Raw genomic sequence first — 17,913 nt, forward strand, 5'->3', positions numbered from 1 at the left:
GCCGGAGGCGGGGGAAGCCGCTGCGCGCCGTCACCGCGAACGGGTGACGGCCGTCAACGGACAGCTGACAGGTAACAACCGACAGATAACAGCTGACAGATAACAGCGAACGAAATCTGAAATCTGTTACCTGTCATCTGTCAGCTGTTCGCCGTCCCCTGTCCCCGCCGCCCCCTGCCCCGCCGCTCGATCATCAGACCGACCCCGTCCAGCATCCGCGCCATCCCGAACTCGAACAGCGCCTCCAGGCCCAGGTCGATCTCCGGCCCCCGGTTCATCGCGTCGAACATCGGGAACCGCTCCGGATCCGCCATCAGCCGGGCGTGCTCCTCACCCTCCACCCGGTCCATCCACTCCTCCGCGGACAGCCCGCTGTCCTGCTCGGCCTGCGCCTCCCGCTCGAAGTGGACGGCCAGCCCGCACACGAACGCCGCCAGGGCGACGGCCGCCTGGGCCATCTCCTCGCCGCTCAGACCCCGCCCCGCCAGGGCGGCCATCGACCGCTCGGTGTGCACTGCGGCGTCCGGCGCCAGCACGGGCCGGGTGAAGGACATCGTGGAGGCCAGCCACGGGTGACGCCGGTAGATCCGCCACTGCAGCCGGGCGACCGTCTCCAGCCCCTCCCGCCAGTCCTCCGCCGGCGGCTCGGGCAGCGGCTGTTCCCCGAACGCCACGTCCGTCATGAGCCGCAACAGCTCGTCCTTGCCGGGCACATGACGGTAGAGCGACATCGTCGCGACGCCCAGATCGGTCGCGACCCGGCGCATCGACAGCGCCGCCAGCCCCTCCTCGTCGGCCACCCGGACGGCCGTCGCGACGATCCGCTCCCGGGTGAGCTCACCCTCGCCGCCCGCTCTCACCCGCCGCGCCACGGTCAGCTCCGCGGTCGGCTCCGCCACCAGCCGCGCTTCCCGCGCCGGTTCCCGCCGCGGCTCCCGGGCCCGGACCTCCTCCGGAGCTGCCTTCCCGGCCACCACCGTGCCCACCCCGGGAACGGCCCGTACGAGCCCTTCCTCCCGGAGGCGGTTCAGCACCTTGGTCGCCGTGGCCATCGCGACGCCCCACTCCTGGGTGATCCGCCGGGTCGACGGCACCCGCGCCCCCGGCGCCAACTCCCCTACCGCGATGCGACGTCGGAGCTCGGCCGCGATCCGCTCCGAGGGACTCCCGCTCTCAGCCACCCGATCCCACCATCAACCTGCCGTTCAACAGCCGTGGTGCCGACAGCAGTTGACGCACCAGGCGCCAACCACCCGCCGCCACAGCCGGGTTCACCCGCGATCCGGCCGCACCCGGCCCGATCCGCGTCCGCCCTCAGCCGGCCCTCGGCGCGCCCTCAGCCCGCCCGCCGGGCCAGGTGCACCACGTCCGGCACCCCCCGGGCGACCGGGATCTCGTGCGTCACCACGTCCGAGAACCCCACCGCCCGCAGCGCCTCCTCGAAGGCCGGCGAAGGCTGCGCACTCCACACCGCCAGCACCCCGCCCGTCCGCAGCCGGTGCCACAGCACCGCGAGCCCGTCCGCGCCGTACAGCCCGTCGTTGGACTCGGTGACGGTCCAGTCCGGCCCGTTGTCGATGTCCAGGCACAGCGCGTCGTAGCGCTCGCCGTCCGCCGCCGCGAGGTACTCCAGCAGGTCGGTGTGGAGCACCTCGACCCGCGCGTCCTCCAACGCACCGTCGGAGAAGGCGCCGAGCGGGCCGGTCCGGTGCCAGTCGATGATCGCGGTCTCCCGCTCGACGATGGCGATCCGCCCCCAGCGCGGCTCGGCCGCCGCGTACGCCAGCGAGAAGCCGACCCCGAGGCCCCCGATCAGCACCGACGGCCGCTCGACCGGGCCGCCCGTGCGGTCCAACTCGTCCAGCGCCGCCTGGATCAGCAGCCGCTCCGAGCGCCCGTCGGCGGTGTCCATCAGGAAGCAGCCGTTGGCGATGATCTCGAAGTCCCGACCGCGTTGCCGGAGCACCACCTCGCCGTACGGACCCTCCCGCCGGTCGAGGGTGACGACGGCCTCGTGGCCGTCGCGTTCGGGCAGTGCGGTGGTCATCCGTCCCCCTTGGTGGACTCGGGCGAACTCGGCTGCGGTGCCGCCCCCGTACGGACGGGGCGGGCACCTGCCCGACAATAGCCGAGTCCGCACCCGGGTCCGTCAGGCCGTGACCAGCACCCCGACGTACGAGACGCCCGCGACGACCACCCAGGACCCGAGTCCGAGCAGGGCGATCCGCCCGCCGGTGCGGGCCATGGTCGGCAGGTGCACCGCACTGCCCAGGCCGAACAGCGCGGCGGCCAGCAGCAGCCCCTGGGCGTCCGCGGCCAGGTCGAGCGCCCGCTCGGGCAGCACCCCGGTGGTCCGCAGGACGATCATCGCGAGGAACCCGGCCACGAACAGCGGCACGATCGGCGGACGGCTGCCGGTCTTCACCGACTTCTCAGCCGGCTTCGCGCTCGACTTATCGCCCGACACTGCGCCCGCCGCGCCCTCCTCACCCGCCCCGCCCGCCGCTGAGACCCCCACCGGAGCGCCCACCGGCGCCCCGACCGGAACCTCCGCCAAGGCCGCCACCCGCGCCGCCCGCAGGTTCCGCCGCACCGCCACGGCCACCCCCGCGACCAGCGGCGCCAGCAGCACCACGCGCATCAGCTTGACCAGCACCGCTTCGCGCAGCGCCCCGGCCCCGCCGGTCTGCGCGGTGGCGACCACCTGCCCGACGTCGTGCACGCTCGCCCCGACCCAGCGCCCGAACTCCAGCTCGCCGAGCCCGAGCGGGTGCTGGAGCAGCGGCAGCACGGCGATCGCCAGCGTCCCGCAGAGGGTCACCAGCGCCACCGAGGCCGCGACGTCCTCCTCCTCGCTGCCCGCCGCCTGGCTGACCGCGCCGATCGCCGAGGCCCCGCAGATCGAGTACCCGGTGGCGACCAGCAGCGGCTGGTCCCCGGGCAGGCCGAGCCGCCGACCCAGCCAGAGCGTGCCCGCGAAGGTGGCCGCGACCACCGCGAGCACCATGGCGACGGTGGCCCAGCCGAGGCCGAGCACGTCGTCCAGGCTGAGCTTGAGCCCGAGCAGGACGATCCCGAGCCGCATCAGCCGCTTCCCGGCCGTGGACAGCCCCGGCCGGGCGATCCCGCGGACCACCGGGCGCAGCCCGGGCAGGTGGGCCACCAGCATGCCGAGCAGGACGGCGGCGGTGAGTTCGGGCACGGCCGGCACCAGCGCGTGGATGCCCAGCGCGGCGGCCACTCCGAGGGCCGCGAGCAGCAGCCCGGGGGCGTCGCCGCGCATCGGGGGCAGTGAGCGGGTGCCGGCGGTGCGGTGCCTGAGGGTCAGTGCCACGCCGCCCTCACTGCTGCCGGTCGGCGGGCAGCCGGTAGACCCGCCGGATGCTGGTGCCGAGCCGCGAGACGTCCGCGCCGTAGACGTGGATGGAGATCGCCGTGCTGCTACAGGAGTTGCGCACCAGGTGGATGTCGCCGGGCGGGGCGAAGGCGGCCACGGTGCCGGCCGGGCCGGCCACGTGCTCGGTCTCGACCAGCCGGGAGGTGGGGCCGTCGGAGACCAGCCGGTAGCGGGTCTCGCTCTCCTGGCCCTGGTGGACGCCGGCCACGCACCAGGAGACGTGGTCGTGGATCGGGGTCTGCTGCCCGGGCAGCCAGACCAGGGCGACGACGGAGAAGCTGCCGTCCCCCTCGGCGTGCAGGACGTGCTGGCGGTAGCGCTGCGGGTCGCCCTCGCGCTGGGCGAGGGTGAGCAGCGCGTCGGGCCCGTCCGGGTCGGCGTGCAGGTGCGGGGCGAGGCGCTCGCCGACCAGGTAGGCGGTGAGCTCCGGCGGGAGCCCGCGGTCCACGACGGCGCGGATCTCACTGATCAGCGCGGTCATCCGCTCGGTGAGCCGGTCGCTGCCGACCGTGGCTGAGGGTGTCATCCCAGCAGGTTCGAACCTATGGACCCATCACGTCCAAGGAGGGTTTGTAAGCAATCTCCCCATCAACGCTTATAGGTCGCGGGTGGCAGTCCTTGCTCGTCGGTCATGTCGCCCGCCGACGGGTCAGCACCCGACCCGGCTCGCCGCCGCCTGCCGCAGGTGGTCCAGCACCAGCCCGGTGGCCGGGATCCGCCGGTGCTCGCGCAGCACGTACGCGCTCACCTGCCGCCGCAGGTGCGGCTCGACGGCCCGCCCGGTGACCTTGCGGTGGCACATGAAGGAGAGCACCAGCGCCGGCATCAGCGCGATCCCGACCCCGGCGGCGACGAGCGACTGCACCGCGAGGTTGTCGTCGGTGGAGAAGACGATGTCCGGCGCGAAGCCCTCCTCCGCACAGACGTGCAGCAGGTTGGCCCGGCAGCGCGGACAGCCGGCGATCCAGCGTTCGCCGCCGAGGTCGGCCAGCCGTACGGCGTGCCGGCGGCCGAGCGGGTGCCCGACCGGCAGCAGCACCGTGAGCAGGTCCTCCATCAGCGGGATCTCGTCCACGCCCTCCGGCACCTCGGCCGCTGCGCCGGGGTACCGGAACGCCAGCGCGATGTCGCACTCCCCGCGCAGCAGCCGCTGGACGGAGTCCGGCGGCTCGGCCTCCAGCAGCTCGACCCGCACACCGGGGTGCTCGGCCAGCAGCCGGGCCATCGCCTGGGGTATCAGGGTGGCGTTGGCGCTGGGGAAGGCGCAGACCCGCACCCGACCGGCGCGCAGCCGGGCCAGCGCGGCGAGCTGCTGCTGGGCGGCGGACATGCTGCCGAGGATCAGCTCGGCGTGCCGGGAGAGCGCCTCGCCGGCCTCGGTGAGCCGCAGTCCGCGCCCGGCCCGGGTGAAGAGCGGGACGCCGACGGTGCGTTCGAGCGCCTTCATCTGCTGGGTGATGGCGGGCTGGGTGTAGCCCAGTTCGCGGGCGGCGGCCGAGTAGGAGCCGGCCCGGACGACCTCGTGGAACGTCCTGATGTGCCGCGAATCGAACACCGGCTCCATGGTCCCTCCCGCCCTCTCGTCCACCGTCGGCAGCCCCGTTCCGGCCGCGCTCCGGTCGTCCACGGGCCGCGCCCGGGCGCCCGAGAATCATAAGAGGAATTTGGAGGTACCGACCCCAACCCCACCCGTACCTATGGTTCAGCCCCGAACCGGCCTTCTCACAGCTGCACCGACCTCACCGCCGCGCCGGCCTCACTGCTGCGCCGACGGCGGCAGCCCCACCGGCACCCCGGCCTTGGCCACCGGTGCCCCGCCCCGCGCGCTCGGACTGCGCCGGCTGCGCCGCTCCACGAAGCGGGCGAGCCAGGAGAGCAGCAGACACATGCCGATGTAGATCGGCGCGATCACCATCACCACCGGGATGAACGGCAGGTCGTAGTCCAGGTTGGTGGCGATCAGCTTGCCCGCGTGCAGGAACTCCTCGAAGGTGATCAGGAAGCCCAGCGAGGTGTCCTTGAGCGCGACCACCAGCTGACTGATGATGGCCGGCAGCATCGCCCGGTTGGCCTGCGGCACCAGGACGTACGTCATCACCTGGGTCTTGCGCATCCCCAGCGCGAACGCCGCCTCCCGCTGCCCCTTGGGCACCGCGAGCACGCCGGCCCGGAACACCTCGGCCAGCACCGAGCCGTTGTAGAGCACCAGCCCGGCCACCAGCGCCCAGAGCGGCTGCACCTTGAGCGCGACGAAGACGAAGAAGATCATCACCAGCACCGGCATGGCCCGGAAGAACTCCACCACCAGCGTGGCGAGCCAGCGCACCACCCGGTGGTCGGAGAGCCGCCCGGCCGCGAACAGCGCGCCGAACGGCAGCGCGAACAGCACCGTCCAGCCGAAGGCCTGCAAGGTGTTGCCGAGCCCGCGCAGCAGCAGGTCCTGCACGCCCCGGTACTCGAAGGGCTGCCACTTGGCGTACGTGAACTGGTGGGTGTGGAAGAGCATGTAGACCACCCAGCCGATCAGCGCCGCGATCAGCAGCAGCGCGATCCCGCCGTACAGCCGGTGCCGGGAGAGCGCCTTCGGGCCGGGGATGTCGTACAGCGCCGAGGATTCGACCGTCATCGGGACACCGCCACTCGTCGTTCCAGCAGGTTGAAGACGGCGCTGATGGCCAGGGTGATGATCAGGTAGCCGACGGCGATCCAGACGAAGGTCCAGATGATGCTGTAGCCCAGCTCGTTGATGGTCCGGTAGGTGCCCAGCAGCTCGGTGACGCTGAACGAGCCGGCGATCGCCGTGTTCTTCGCCAGCGCGATCATCACACTGCCGAGCGGCGCCACCACCGAGCGGTACGCCTGCGGCAGCACCACCAGACTCATCGTCTGCCCGAAGTTCATGCCGAGGCTGCGGGCCGCCTCGCCCTGCCCGGTCGGCACCGTGTTGATGCCCGACCGCATCGACTCGCAGACGAAGGCCGAGGTGTAGCAGCCCAGCGCGAGCACCGCGAAGGTGTAGAAGGGCAGGGTGATGTCGAACCGGGGCAGGCCCAGCACCACGATGAAGAACAGCAGGGTCAGCGGCGTGTTGCGCAGCACCGTCACCCACAGCGTCCCGAACACCCGCAGCGGCTTCACCGGCGAGACCCGGAAGCCCGCGATCAGCACGCCCAGCACCAGCGACAGCACGGCGCTCACCGCGAACAGCGAGAGCGTGCCGAGGAACCCGTCCCAGTAGGTCGACCAGTTGTCGGTCAGCGTTTTCACGGCGCGGCCCTCTCAGTACCGGTCGATCTGCGGCGGGTTCGGCGCCGGCTCCCCGGAGAGGCCGAGGGTCGCCTCGAACGCCCTCCTCCAGTCGCCGTTCTGCATGTGGTGCTCCAGAGCGTCGTTGATCGCGCCGCGCAGCACGGTGTCGTTCTTCGGCACCCCGATGCCGTACGGCTCGGTCGAGAACAGCGGGCCGACCACCTTGAGCTCGTCCGGCACCTTGGCCGCGTAGCCGAGCAGGATCGCGTTGTCCGTGGTCACCGCGTCGACCTGGTTGGTGATCAGGTTGTCCACGCAGGCCGAGTAGGTGTCGTAGCCGATCAGCTTGGCCTTCGGGTACTGCGACTGGATGCGCTGGTACGGCGTCGAGCCGGCCGCCGAGCAGACCTTCTTGCCGTCCAGGTCCTGCGGGCCGTGGATGGTGGTGTTGTTCTTGCGCACCAGCAGCGACTGCCCGGCGATGAAGTACGGGCCGGCGAAGCCGACCAGCTTCTTCCGGTTGTCGTTGATGGTGTAGGTGCCGACGTAGTAGTCCACCTGGCCGTTCTGCAGGGCGGTCTCGCGGTTGGCCGAGGCGATCGTCTTGAACTGGATCCGGTCCGGCGGGAAGCCCAACGAGGCGCCGACCATCTTGGCGATCTCGATGTCGAAGCCGGAGTACACGCCGGTGGCCGGGTTCTTCTGGCCCAGGTACGGCTGGTCCTCCTTGGCGCCGACCACCAGGTGGCCCCGGCCGCGGGCGGCGTCCAGGGTCGGCGAGCCGGTGATCGCGGAGGCGTCCTGCACCTGGTAGCTGGGCAGGGCGCTGGGCTGCGGGCCCTTGGGCGGCGGGGTGCCGGGCTTGCCGCAGCCCGCCACCAGCGCGGTGAACAGCAGGGCGGCGGCGAGCACGCGCCGCCCCGCCCGCGCCACGGGCCTTCCCACAGATCTTCCCGCGGGCCTCGCCGCCGGCGTCGTCTCACGGTTCACGGCGCCGCCTCAGTGCTTCAGGATCTTGGACAGGAAGTCCCGGGCACGATCGCTCTCAGGAGCGCTGAAGAAGTCCTCCGGGGCGCGGTCCTCGACGATCCGGCCGTCGGCCATGAACACCACCCGGTTCGCGGAGGCCCGGGCGAAGCCCATCTCGTGGGTGACCACGATCATCGTCATGCCCTCGCTCGCGAGCTGGCGCATGACGTCCAGCACCTCGTTGATCATCTCGGGGTCGAGCGCCGAGGTGGGCTCGTCGAACAGCAGCGCCTTGGGGTCCATCGCCAACGCGCGGGCGATCGCGACCCGCTGCTGCTGCCCGCCGGAGAGCTGCGCCGGGTACTTGGCCGCCTGATCGGCGAGGCCCACCCGCTCCAGCAGCGCGCGGGACTTGTCGTCCGCCTCCGCCCTGGGCCGGCCGCGGACCTTGATCTGCGCGAGCGAGACGTTCTGCAGCACGGTCTTGTGCGCGAACAGGTTGAAGGACTGGAACACCATGCCGACCTCGGCGCGCAGCCTGGCCAACCCCTTGCCCTCCTCGGGCAGCGGCCGGCCGTCGATCAGGATGGTGCCGTTCTCGATCGGCTCCAGCCGGTTGATGGCCCGGCAGAGGGTGGACTTGCCGGAGCCGGACGGGCCGATGACGACGACGACCTCGCCGCGTCCCACCGTCAGCTCGATGTCCTGCAGCACGTGCAGGTCCCCGAAGTGCTTGTTGACCCCGCGCATCTCGATCAGCGGGGTGAAGGCCGATGCGCCGGCCGGGGCCGGCCCGGGGGCTGTGGTCACCTGCTGCGCCGTCCCTTCAGCAGCCAGCCCAGCGCGACGCCCGCGATCAGCGTGGCCAGCAGCGCGATCCAGAGCGGCGCGGTGACGGTGAAGACCCAGAACTGGATCTTGACCTTGTCGAGGTTGGCGAACAGGAACCACACGGCGAGGACGACGATGGCGCCGATCCCGATGTAGCGCGTGGGAATCCCGCCGATCTCACCGCGCGGGGAGCGGGACGAGCCGTCTGAAATCTTGGTCACCGGAGCAGTCTGCGGGCCGGGCGGCCGATTTGCCCGGTTACGCGCCCCTCCGGGCCAGGGAGTAACCCGTACGGGGCAATCCGGCCCCGTACGGGTTTGAAGCCCCCTCCTGGCGGGACGGCCCGCTCCCCGCTCGTCCCGCCCCGGGCCGTCGCGCTACCGCTCGTCCCGCCAGGACCGCCAGAGCGCCGCGTACGGACCGCCCGCCGCGACCAGGTCCGGGTGGCTGCCGTACTCGCTGATCCGCCCGCCCTCGACCACCGCGATCACGTCCGCGTCGTGCGCGGTGTGCAGCCGGTGGGCGATGGCGATGACCGTCCGGCCCTCCAGCACCCTGGAGAGCGAGCGCTCCAGGTGCCGGGCGGCCCGCGGGTCCAGCAGGGAGGTGGCCTCGTCCAGCACCAGGGTGTGCGGATCGGCCAGCACCAGCCGGGCCAGCGCCAGCTGCTGGGCCTGCGGCGGGGTCAGCGAGGTGCCGCCGGAGCCGACCTCGGTGTCCAGGCCCTCCGACAGGGCGTCCACCCAGGCCCCGGCCTCCACCGCGTCCAGCGCGGCCCGCAGCTCGGTGTCGTCCGCGTCGGGAGCGGCCAGCCGCAGGTTGTCCCGCAGGGTGCCGACGAAGACGTGGTGCTCCTGGTTCACCAGGGCGACCTGCGCGCGCACCCGCTCGGCCGGCATCCGCGCCAGCGCCGCACCGCCGAGGGTCACGCTGCCGCGGCCGGGGGCGTAGATCCCCGCCAGCAGCCGGCCGAGCGTGGACTTGCCCGCGCCCGACGGCCCGACCAGCGCGACCCGGCTGCCCGGGGCGACGTCCAGGCTGATGCCGTGCAGGACGTCGGCGCCCTCCCGGTAGCCGAACCGGACGTCCTTCGCCTCGACCCGACGGCCGTCCGGCCGAGCGGACTCGTCCCCCTCGTGCTCCGGCACCTCGCGCACGCCGACCAGCCGGGCCAACGAGGCCTGGCCGATCTGGAGCTCGTCGTACCAGCGCAGGATCAGGTCCACCGGGCCGGTCAGCATCTGCGCGTAGAGCACGCCGGTGGTCAACTGGCCCACGGTGATCCAGCCCCGGAGGGTGAACAGCCCGCCGAGCACCAGGGTGGCGAGCACCGCCGAGGTGTAGACCGCGTCGATGGTCGGGAACCAGACCGAGCGCAGCCACAGGGTGTACCGCTCCCAGGCCAGCCACTCGCGCAGCTTGCGGTCGGTCAGCCGGACCCGCTGGTCGCCCAGCCGCAGGGCCTCGACCGTCCGCCCGGCGTCGACCGTCTCGGCCAGCACGTTGCTCACCGCCGCGTACCCGGCCGACTCGCTGCGGTAGGACTGCGGCGCGCGCCGGAAGTACCAGCGGGAGCTGACCAGCAGCAATGGCAGGCCGACCAGCGAGGTCAGTGCGAGCAGCGGCGAGGTGACCAGCAGCGCACCGAGCACCAGGAGCAACGACACCACGGCGACGGCGAGTTCGGGAACCGCCTCGCGCACCGACTTGTCCAGCCGGTCGATGTCGGTGGTGCCCCGGGAGACCAGGTCCCCGGTGCCGGCCCGCTCCAGCACCCCGGTCGGCAGGGCCACCGAGCGGACCAGGAAGTCCTCGCGCAGGTCGGCCAGCACCTTCTCTCCGAGCACCGCGCCGCGCATCCGCGACCAGCCGGTGAACGCCGCCTGCGCCACCAGGGCCAGCAGGTACCAGGCGACCGCCACCGTGATGGTGGACCCGGCCGTCCCGGTGGCCAGCGACTCGACCAGGCGGCCGAGCACCCAGGGGCCGACCAGCCCGGCCAGCGTGGCCGTCGAGTGCAGTGTCACCACCGCGGAGAACCCGCGGCGGTGCCGCCGCGCGAGCAGCAGCAGGTACCCGCGCACGGCGGCCGGGGAGCCGACCGGCAGGGTGGTGGCCGGCCCCTGCTCCTCCTGGACGGGGGGCTTCATGACGTACTCCTCGCGTGCGTGGCAGGGAAGTTGACGGTGGTCCTCATACGGCCCCACCCACCGGGCGGGCCGCTTCCTCGTCGCGGGTGACCACGGCCCGGTAGGCCGGCTCGGTCCGCATCAGCTCACGGTGCCGCCCGGCCGCGACGACCCGGCCCTCCTGCAGCAGCACCACCCGGTCCGCCTGGTCGAGCAGCAGCGGGCTGGTCGCGAACACCACGGTGGTGCGGCCGGCTCGGGTGTCCCGCAGCCCGGAGGCGATCCGCGACTCGGTGTGCGCGTCCACCGCGCTGGTGGGCTCGTCCAGCACCAGCACCGGAGGGTCCGCCAGCAGGGCGCGGGCCAGCGCGAGCCGCTGGCGCTGTCCGCCGGAGAGCGAGCGTCCGCGCTCGGTGATCCGGGCGCGCATCGGGTCTCCCCCGCACTCCGGCGAGCCCTCCACCAGGGCCTCCAGCACGTCGTCGGACCGGGCCGCCGCGAGGGCCTCGGCCGCCGGGACCCGCCCCGAGGACGGGATGTCGAACAGCTCGGCCAGCGTGCCGGAGAGCAGCACCGGCTCCTTGTCGTGGACCAGCACCGCCGCCCTGGCCTCGGCCAACGGCACCGCGTCCAGCTCCGTGCCGCCGAGCCGCGCCGAGGCCTCTGCCCGTTCGCCCTCGGCCAACGGCACGTGGCCGCCGAGCCGCTCGGCCAGCGCCCCGGCGTAGTCCGGGTCCCCGCAGACCACCGCGGTCAGCTCGCCGGCCCGCGCCGTCAGCCCGCTCGCCGGGTCGTGCAGGTCGGCCTTGTCCGGCCTGGCCAGCGCGGCTTCGGCCGTACCGGTGGTCCGGTCCAGCGAGAGCACCCGGACGGCCCGCCCGGCGGAGACCCGGGCCACGCTCCAGGCGTGCGCCGCCTCACCGAGGATGCGCAGCGGAGCGGCCAGGAAGGCCGTCGCGCCGTACACCGCGATCAGGGTGCCGACGGCGAGCTCGCCGGAGGCCACCAGCCGGGCGCCGTACCAGGTGACGCCGACCACGAACAGGCCGGGCAGCAGCACCTGTTGGGCCTGCATCAGCGACCAGATCCGGGACGACCGGACGGCCGCCGCCCGGACCTTCTGGGACGCGGCCCGGTACCGCTCCAGGAACAGCTCCTCGCCGCCGATGCCGCGCAGCACCCGCAGCCCCGCGACGGTGTCGGCCGCCAGCTCGGTGGCCTTGCCGCCGAGGGCGCGCTGCTGCTCGTAGCGCCGCTCGAACGGCCCGATCAGCGGCCAGACGGAGGCCGCCAGCACCGGGACGCCGAGCAGCACCCCGGCCCCGAGCACCGGATCGACCGTCAGGACCACCACGCTGACGGCCAGCCAGACGATCACCGCGGACCGGACCCGGGCGACCAGCTCGACGTACCAGCCGATCCGCTCGACGTCCCCGCTGCCGACCGCGACGACCTCGCCGGTGGCGATCCGGCGGGACAGCCCGGCGCCGAGGTGCGAGGCCTGCCGGGCCACCAACTGCCGTACGTGGGTGGCCGCGTGGATCCAGTTCCAGACCGCCTGGCGGTGCAACAGCACGGTGCCGACCGAAGCGCCCGCGCCCAGCAGCAGGAGGAGCCCGGCGGCCCGCCAGATCCCGCCGGCGTCGCCGTCCACGGCGGCCTGCACGCCGAGCCCGAGCGGTATCGGCAGGGCGGCCTGGCCCCCCATCTCGATCAGCGCCCAGAGGGTGGCGAGCAGCTGCCCGCGCCGCTGGCCGCGCTGCAGCCAGCGCAGGAAGGCCAGGGGTGAGGAGAGGTCGGGACGGCCGGGATCGGCCAGCGGCAGGGGGGTGAGCAGCATGACACTCCGATACGAGCGGTGCGCGGGTGCGGGGCACGGGCGCACGGGGGTGCGGGGGAGCCAGGAAGCAAGGGGAGCCGGGAACCGGGAAGCAGGGGGACCAGGGCGCACGGAACGCCTCAGCACCGTGCGCACAGCACGCACGGCGGCCGAACGGCAGGCGGCCCGGGCCGGCGGGCGGAGGATGCGCGGCGCTGCGGCACGGCGCCCGGCGCGACATCGACGCTGCGTCCGGAGCGGACACCGGACGGACATGGAATGGGCACGAAGGGCCCGGAAGTCAGGAGGTCATGGCCGCGAGCCTGCCAACCTCGATGTGATCCGCGCAACAGGTTTTTCCTCCGCCGACCGCGCGTGCCACGCCCCGCCCGCCACGCGCCGGGCCCGCACTCCCCCTGTGCGCCCCCGCGGGCTCCCGGCAGGCTTCCCGCGAGCCCCCCGCACGTCCCCCACCAGGGCGGTTCCGCCCCGTCACCGGCCGGCCGCCGCCCAGGCCAAACCCCCGCAAAGCTTCACCCAAGATTCGCCCGTTCGGCGGGAACAATCACACCGGGACACCAGTTGCCCCCACTGGAACAGCAGGACAATCAGGAGGGCACCTCTTCCCGTGAGCAGCATCCCCACCGTCACCCTCAACGACGGCGCGCAGATCCCGCAGCTCGGCTTCGGCGTGTGGCAGGTCCCGGACGCCGAGGCCACCCCCGCCGTCCGCGCCGCGATCGAGGCGGGCTACCGCTCCATCGACACCGCGGCCATCTACGAGAACGAGGCCGGCACCGGCGCGGCGATCACCGAGGCGCTGGCGGGCGGCGTGGCCCGCGAGGACTTCTACGTCACCACCAAGCTGTGGAACTCGGGCACCCGCGACTGGTCCGGCGAGCAGGGCCGCGACGCGGTGCTGCGCGAGTTCGACGCCTCGCTGGCCAAGCTCGGCCTCGACCAGCTCGACCTGTACCTGATCCACTGGCCGCGCCCGATGCACGGCGACAGCTACCTGAACATCTGGAAGGCCTTCGAGCAGCTGAAGGCGGACGGCAAGGTCAAGTCGATCGGCGTCTCCAACTTCGGCACCGAGCAGCTGACGCGCCTGCTGGACGAGGCCTCCGTCGCCCCGGCCCTGAACCAGGTCGAGCTGCACCCGTACTTCCCGCAGACGGAGCTGCGCGCGTTCCACGCCGAGCACGGCATCGCCACCGAGGCGTGGAGCCCGCTGGGCCAGGGCAAGGAGCTGCTCGCCGAGCCCGCACTGGTGAAGATCGCCGAGAAGCACGGCCGCACGGTCGCCCAGGTGGTGCTGCGCTGGCACCTCCAGAGCGGTGTGATCGCCATCCCGAAGTCGGTCACCCCGTCCCGGATCCGGGAGAACCTGGACGTCGCCGGCTTCGAGCTGGACGCCGAGGACCTCGCGGCGATCGCCGCCGTGGCCACCGGCAAGCGGATCGGCCCGGACCCGCAGGAGTTCGACTGGAACTGACGCGCCCGGGGTCCCGGCTCCCGGGCCCCCGAACCGTCTGAGCACCCGACCGGCTGACCACCGGTCGCACGAAGACCGCCCGCACCTCTACAGGAGCGGGCGGCCTTCGGTGTGCCCCGATGCGCCAAAGCCCATGGCCATGGACCCTCAGCGTTTTGGCGAATCGTTTTGGCTACGGTGGCGAACTTTTGACCTACAGCCTGCCCGCCTTGGCGATGAGCGCGAGCGCGGCCTCGTGCTCACCCTCCTCCAGCGGTGCCAGCAGCAGCCGCTGGACCTCGGCCACCCCAGCGGCCGAGCGGTGCAGCAGGTCCTGTCCCGCCGGTGAGAGCGAGAGCAGGTTGCGCCGTCCGTCCGAGGGGTCGCGCCGACGCTGCACCAGACCGCGGCGCACCAGCCGGCTGACCATCTCGGCCATCGTGGCCTTGTCCAGCGAGGCCAGCTCGCCGACCGTGCGCTGGTCGGCGCCCGGTTCCAGCTCCAACGCGTCCAGCACCGCGTACTGCGGAGCCGTCAGCTCGGCGCCCACGTGCTCCGACCAGAGCTTGGTGTGCACCTGCTGGCCCACCCTGATCAGGTAGCCGATCGCCCGCTGGGCGTCCAGTATCGGCCGCGCGTCGGTGATGACGGCGACCGCCGCGGGCTCCAGCCTGGCTATCTTGGCCATCACCCGGACGATCTCGACCTGTTCCTCCGCCGTGAGCGGTTCGAACAGGACGCGCTGAACGCGGACCACACCACCGGTGGCCTCGCGCACCGCCTGGGCGCCGCCCTGCGAGAGGGCCAGCAGCTTGCGCCGGCCGTCGGCCGGGTCGCGCCTGCGCAGCACCAGGCCACGACGGACCAGCCGCGCGACCATCTCGGCCATCGTGGCCTTGTCGAGCGAGGCCCGCTCGCCGACCGTCCGCTGGTCCGCACCCGGTTCCAGGGCCAGGACCAGCAGCACGGCGAACTGCGGAGCCGTGAGATCGGCTCCGACGTGTTCGGACCACAAGCGGGTGTGGACCTGCTGTGCCACGCGAATCAGGTGTCCTGGCGACTGCTGCAGTCGCGTAGACACGCGGGTTGTCGGGATCTCCCCCAGCACCATGTATCCGTCCCGATGTCACACCCGGTGTGTGTGGGACACCCGGGTGGGGCAGTAACGGCGAGTGGGCGTCCAGCTATGAGGGAGGGCGCTCCAGCCGTGCAGCCGGTGGCTGCTGGCGGACACTATACAAACGGCGGGCCCTTGCTGGCAGGCAGGGGCGGATAGTAGACGCAGGTTCGGCAACATTGGCATATTTACTCGCTGCGAACAGCTTGCAGTAACCCGTTCTCAGCAGAAAGCCGACCGGTCGGTCCTTACCCACCGTCACCTGCGTCTCTCCACCCTGGCCGCTCCCCCTACCCGCCGGTAGGGTGTGGCCACCCTCTCCGGGGGCTCTCCCCGGGAGGCACTCCCGAGAGAGACGAGAGCGAGCATGACCGAGCAGAGCACCGCCCCCCGGGTCGCCGTCGTGACCGGCGCCGCCCGCGGCCTGGGCGCCGCCACCGCCGTCCGACTGGCCGCCGACGGCTACGCGGTCGCCGTCCTGGACCTGGACGAAGCGGCCGGCAAGGAGACCGTCGACCGGATCACCGCCGCCGGCGGCAGGGCGCTCGCCGTCGGCGCCGACGTCTCGGACGCCGAGCAGGTCCAGGCCGCCGTCGACCGGGTGGCCGCCGAGCTCGGCGCCCCCGTCGTCCTGGTGAACAACGCGGGTGTGCTCCGCGACAACCTGCTCTTCAAGATGTCCGAGTCCGACTGGGACACGGTCATCAACGTTCACCTCCGCGGCGCCTTCCTGATGACCCGCGCGGTGCAGAAGCACATGGTCGACGCCGGTTTCGGCCGCATCGTCAACCTGTCCTCGTCCTCGGCCCAGGGCAACCGCGGCCAGGCCAACTACTCGGCCGCCAAGGCCGGTCTCCAGGGCTTCACCAAGACTTTGGCCATCGAGCTGGGCAAGTTCGGCATCACGGCCAACGCGGTCGCCCCGGGCTTCATCGCCACGGACATGACAGCAGCCACCGCGGCCCGGGTCGGCATGGACTTCGAAGACTTCAAGCGGGCCGCAGCCTCTCAGATCCCGGTCCAGCGGGTCGGTCAGCCCGAGGACGTCGCCCACACCATCGCGTTCCTCGCGAGCGAGGGCGCCGGCTTCGTCTCCGGCCAGGTGATCTACGTCGCGGGCGGCCCCCTCGACTGAGCACGGAACCTACACAGGGTTACCACGGAGTGGGAAGCCGGGCGCACCGGCCTCCCACTCCGTTTGCTTTACCGGGGCTTTTGCAGAACCATTCGACGACCACACTGGTTTTCGATCCTGAAATAGCGGAAATCACCCCTCGGACCACCCCTGGTCGGCCCAATTGTCGATTTCCCGGGAAAATGACAATTACCACCGGAATAGCCCTGTCCGGATGGGTAAGGTCACCCCGTGCAATCCAGAAGTACCCCCGTTCCCCTTCCGCGCCAGGGGCCGGAGCGCCGCACCGCCGAGACCGGCCGCCTGGACCGTCCCACCGCCCCCGCGCGCCACCTCGCCCCGCTCGGCCCCGACCCCGGCGAGCCCGGCTGGCCGCCGATGAGCCGACGGCAGGCCGCCCTCCTCGCCGTCACCCTGGCCGGCTACCTGCTGGTGCTGGCCGGTGTCCTGCTCAACACCGCGCTGGTCGACCTCGACTGGTCGGTCCGGCTGCTGCGCCCCTACGAGCGGTGGCCCCGACTGGAGCCGCTGCTCGACACCTGGGTGGTCGCCGGGCAGCGCGGGCCGTCGGCGATCGCCGCCTTCGTCTGGCTCGGCTGGCGGGCCCACCGCCTCGGCCGACTGCGCCCGCTGCTGGTCATGGGCATCGCGCTGTTGTTGCTCAACGTCACCGTCGGCGCGGTCAAGATCGTCACCGGCCGGCTCGGCCCGCACTACGCGCAGTACGTCGGCTCGCCCGAGCTCTTCTCCGGCGGCACCATCTTCCCCTCCGGCCACACCGCCAACGCGGTGGTCACCTGGGGCGTGCTCGCCTACCTCGCCGTCCGCTGGCGACGGACCGGTGCGGTGATCGCCGCCGCCACCGCCTGCTCGATCGGTCTGACCACGGTCTACCTGGGCACCCACTGGGTCACCGACGTCCTGGCCGGCTGGGCCGCCGGACTGCTCGTCCTGCTCTCGCTGCCGCTGCTGGAACCCCTGGTCGCCGCCGCCGAACAGCGGCTCCACCGGCGCTTCGGCCGCCGGCACCTGCTCTGCTGAACCCGGGCCCGCCCGAACCAGAGCCGACGGGTCACCACGGTCCTACCCCTCCCAACTGCGCTCGACCACACCGTTGCGCACCGCGAGGTTGAGCCGCCCCTGCCGGTACTCCATGGTCATCAGGTCCCCCGGCTCCAGCACCCGGACCGACGCCCAGCCGTGCCGCCGGGCCAACTCCCGGGCCCGCTCGATCCGCAGCCCCGCGTACCCCTCGCCGTCCTGACCCGCCGCCCCCGCACCGGAGCCCGAACCCGAACCCGCCGCACCAGACCCCGCCCCCACCGCGTCCGAACCCGACATCGCGCCTCCCCCGGCTCGCTCCTCGGACGTACGCTGGAATCGTAGCCCGACCCACGCGGTCCGGAGGTGAACGGCATGCGCACCACCACCCCGCGCCGCTGGCGCAGCGGCACCGAGCCGGCCACCGCCCGCAGCGACCTCAAGCTCCGCTACCTGCTCTCGCTCACCTTCACCCCGTTGTTCGCGCTGGCCACGGCGGGCTTCGCCGTCTGGGCGGCCGTCTCGCCCGCCTACGGCGCGCCCAGCCGGGGCACCCTCACCGGCTTCGCCGTGGCCTGCGGCCTGCTCACCCTGTTCGCCGCCGTCGATCTCGTGGTTGTCATCCGGCGCCGCCGGACCGAGCTCTGACGCGGTGTCTCCCACGGAGTGGGAAGTCGACCCCGCCGACTTCCCACTCCGTGCCGTCGACTTCCCACACCGTGCCACCCATGATCCCGACCCCAGTGGCCCCG

At 72.7% G+C, this 17,913-nt stretch carries 18 protein-coding genes; 4 read left to right on the top strand and 14 right to left on the bottom strand.

What is annotated here, in order from left to right:
- Nucleotides 1–140: 140 nt before the first annotated feature.
- From ACFCY1_RS26620 to ACFCY1_RS26675, 12 genes are all read right to left on the bottom strand, one after another.
- Complete coding sequence (locus ACFCY1_RS26620; RefSeq protein ID WP_375876295.1) at nucleotides 141–1,181, bottom strand: TetR/AcrR family transcriptional regulator C-terminal domain-containing protein; 1,041 nt, start codon at nucleotides 1,179–1,181, stop codon at nucleotides 141–143.
- 155 nt (nucleotides 1,182–1,336) lie between these two features.
- Nucleotides 1,337–2,047, bottom strand: a complete 711-nt coding sequence (locus ACFCY1_RS26625; RefSeq protein WP_117492522.1) for a spermidine synthase — start codon at nucleotides 2,045–2,047, stop codon at nucleotides 1,337–1,339.
- Between the two features lie 102 nt (nucleotides 2,048–2,149).
- On the bottom strand, nucleotides 2,150–3,283 hold the full coding sequence (locus tag ACFCY1_RS26630; RefSeq protein WP_375876310.1) for a YeiH family protein: 1,134 nt from the start codon (nucleotides 3,281–3,283) through the stop codon (nucleotides 2,150–2,152).
- 58 nt (nucleotides 3,284–3,341) lie between these two features.
- Nucleotides 3,342–3,923 (bottom strand): cysteine dioxygenase family protein, encoded by a 582-nt coding sequence (locus ACFCY1_RS26635; protein ID WP_117492524.1) that lies wholly within the window; start codon nucleotides 3,921–3,923, stop codon nucleotides 3,342–3,344.
- A 123-nt stretch (nucleotides 3,924–4,046) separates the two neighbouring features.
- Nucleotides 4,047–4,952 (bottom strand): LysR family transcriptional regulator, encoded by a 906-nt coding sequence (locus tag ACFCY1_RS26640; protein WP_049649505.1) that lies wholly within the window; start codon nucleotides 4,950–4,952, stop codon nucleotides 4,047–4,049.
- A gap of 201 nt (nucleotides 4,953–5,153) precedes the next feature.
- Nucleotides 5,154–6,023: an amino acid ABC transporter permease gene (locus tag ACFCY1_RS26645; RefSeq protein WP_375876296.1), complete on the bottom strand. Its 870-nt coding sequence runs from the start codon at nucleotides 6,021–6,023 to the stop codon at nucleotides 5,154–5,156.
- Nucleotides 6,020–6,664, bottom strand: coding sequence for an amino acid ABC transporter permease (locus ACFCY1_RS26650; protein ID WP_074004373.1), 645 nt, complete (start codon nucleotides 6,662–6,664; stop codon nucleotides 6,020–6,022). Before ACFCY1_RS26650 ends, ACFCY1_RS26645 begins: the two co-directional genes overlap by 4 nt.
- Nucleotides 6,665–6,676: 12 nt before the next feature.
- A complete protein-coding gene (locus ACFCY1_RS26655; protein ID WP_117492530.1) occupies nucleotides 6,677–7,579 on the bottom strand; it encodes a glutamate ABC transporter substrate-binding protein in 903 nt (300 codons plus the stop codon).
- Nucleotides 7,580–7,645: 66 nt separating this feature from the next.
- Entirely contained in the window at nucleotides 7,646–8,374 is a 729-nt protein-coding gene (locus tag ACFCY1_RS26660; protein ID WP_375876311.1) for an amino acid ABC transporter ATP-binding protein, read from the bottom strand.
- A gap of 47 nt (nucleotides 8,375–8,421) precedes the next feature.
- Nucleotides 8,422–8,667, bottom strand: a complete 246-nt coding sequence (locus ACFCY1_RS26665; protein ID WP_049649495.1) for a lipopolysaccharide assembly protein LapA domain-containing protein — start codon at nucleotides 8,665–8,667, stop codon at nucleotides 8,422–8,424.
- A gap of 156 nt (nucleotides 8,668–8,823) precedes the next feature.
- Nucleotides 8,824–10,596 carry an ABC transporter ATP-binding protein gene (locus ACFCY1_RS26670; protein WP_375876297.1) on the bottom strand — a complete coding sequence of 591 codons (1,773 nt, stop codon included), beginning with the start codon at nucleotides 10,594–10,596 and terminating at the stop codon, nucleotides 8,824–8,826.
- A gap of 43 nt (nucleotides 10,597–10,639) precedes the next feature.
- Nucleotides 10,640–12,415, bottom strand: a complete 1,776-nt coding sequence (locus ACFCY1_RS26675) for an ABC transporter transmembrane domain-containing protein (RefSeq protein WP_375876298.1) — start codon at nucleotides 12,413–12,415, stop codon at nucleotides 10,640–10,642.
- Nucleotides 12,416–13,022: 607 nt separating this feature from the next.
- Here ACFCY1_RS26675 and ACFCY1_RS26680 point away from each other — a divergent pair.
- Nucleotides 13,023–13,889: an aldo/keto reductase gene (locus ACFCY1_RS26680; RefSeq protein ID WP_375876299.1), complete on the top strand. Its 867-nt coding sequence runs from the start codon at nucleotides 13,023–13,025 to the stop codon at nucleotides 13,887–13,889.
- A gap of 193 nt (nucleotides 13,890–14,082) precedes the next feature.
- Here ACFCY1_RS26680 and ACFCY1_RS26685 read toward each other — a convergent pair whose 3' ends face one another.
- Nucleotides 14,083–14,907, bottom strand: a complete 825-nt coding sequence (locus ACFCY1_RS26685) for a MarR family winged helix-turn-helix transcriptional regulator (protein WP_375876300.1) — start codon at nucleotides 14,905–14,907, stop codon at nucleotides 14,083–14,085.
- 445 nt (nucleotides 14,908–15,352) lie between these two features.
- Between ACFCY1_RS26685 and fabG the strand changes: the two genes are divergently transcribed.
- Together fabG and ACFCY1_RS26695 are read left to right on the top strand one after the other, a co-directional pair.
- Nucleotides 15,353–16,120, top strand: a complete 768-nt coding sequence (fabG, locus tag ACFCY1_RS26690; RefSeq protein WP_049649491.1) for a 3-oxoacyl-ACP reductase FabG — start codon at nucleotides 15,353–15,355, stop codon at nucleotides 16,118–16,120.
- A 231-nt stretch (nucleotides 16,121–16,351) separates the two neighbouring features.
- Complete coding sequence (locus ACFCY1_RS26695) at nucleotides 16,352–17,161, top strand: phosphatase PAP2 family protein (protein WP_241853035.1); 810 nt, start codon at nucleotides 16,352–16,354, stop codon at nucleotides 17,159–17,161.
- A gap of 42 nt (nucleotides 17,162–17,203) precedes the next feature.
- Here the strand turns inward: ACFCY1_RS26695 and ACFCY1_RS26700 are convergent, their stop codons facing one another.
- Nucleotides 17,204–17,461, bottom strand: a complete 258-nt coding sequence (locus ACFCY1_RS26700; protein WP_375876301.1) for an I78 family peptidase inhibitor — start codon at nucleotides 17,459–17,461, stop codon at nucleotides 17,204–17,206.
- A gap of 75 nt (nucleotides 17,462–17,536) precedes the next feature.
- Here ACFCY1_RS26700 and ACFCY1_RS26705 point away from each other — a divergent pair, with 75 nt between their 5' ends.
- Entirely contained in the window at nucleotides 17,537–17,809 is a 273-nt protein-coding gene (locus tag ACFCY1_RS26705) for a DUF6343 family protein (RefSeq protein WP_375876302.1), read from the top strand.
- The last annotated feature ends 104 nt before the right edge of the window (nucleotides 17,810–17,913 follow it).

This window comes from Kitasatospora sp. NPDC056273, assembly GCF_042268845.1.
GTDB lineage: Bacteria > Actinomycetota > Actinomycetes > Streptomycetales > Streptomycetaceae > Kitasatospora.

Excerpts from the sequence above, each read along its gene's own strand:
- ACFCY1_RS26625 (WP_117492522.1), bottom strand. The coding sequence starts at position 2,047 with ATGACCACCGCACTGCCCGAACGCGACGGCCACGAGGCCGTCGTCACC.
- ACFCY1_RS26630 (WP_375876310.1), bottom strand. The coding sequence starts at position 3,283 with ATGCGCGGCGACGCCCCCGGGCTGCTGCTCGCGGCCCTCGGAGTGGCC.
- ACFCY1_RS26635 (WP_117492524.1), bottom strand. The coding sequence starts at position 3,923 with ATGACACCCTCAGCCACGGTCGGCAGCGACCGGCTCACCGAGCGGATG.
- ACFCY1_RS26645 (WP_375876296.1), bottom strand. The coding sequence starts at position 6,023 with ATGACGGTCGAATCCTCGGCGCTGTACGACATCCCCGGCCCGAAGGCG.
- ACFCY1_RS26670 (WP_375876297.1), bottom strand. The coding sequence starts at position 10,596 with ATGAAGCCCCCCGTCCAGGAGGAGCAGGGGCCGGCCACCACCCTGCCG.
- ACFCY1_RS26675 (WP_375876298.1), bottom strand. The coding sequence starts at position 12,415 with ATGCTGCTCACCCCCCTGCCGCTGGCCGATCCCGGCCGTCCCGACCTC.
- fabG (WP_049649491.1), top strand. The coding sequence starts at position 15,353 with ATGACCGAGCAGAGCACCGCCCCCCGGGTCGCCGTCGTGACCGGCGCC.
- ACFCY1_RS26700 (WP_375876301.1), bottom strand. The coding sequence starts at position 17,461 with ATGTCGGGTTCGGACGCGGTGGGGGCGGGGTCTGGTGCGGCGGGTTCG.
- ACFCY1_RS26705 (WP_375876302.1), top strand. The coding sequence starts at position 17,537 with ATGCGCACCACCACCCCGCGCCGCTGGCGCAGCGGCACCGAGCCGGCC.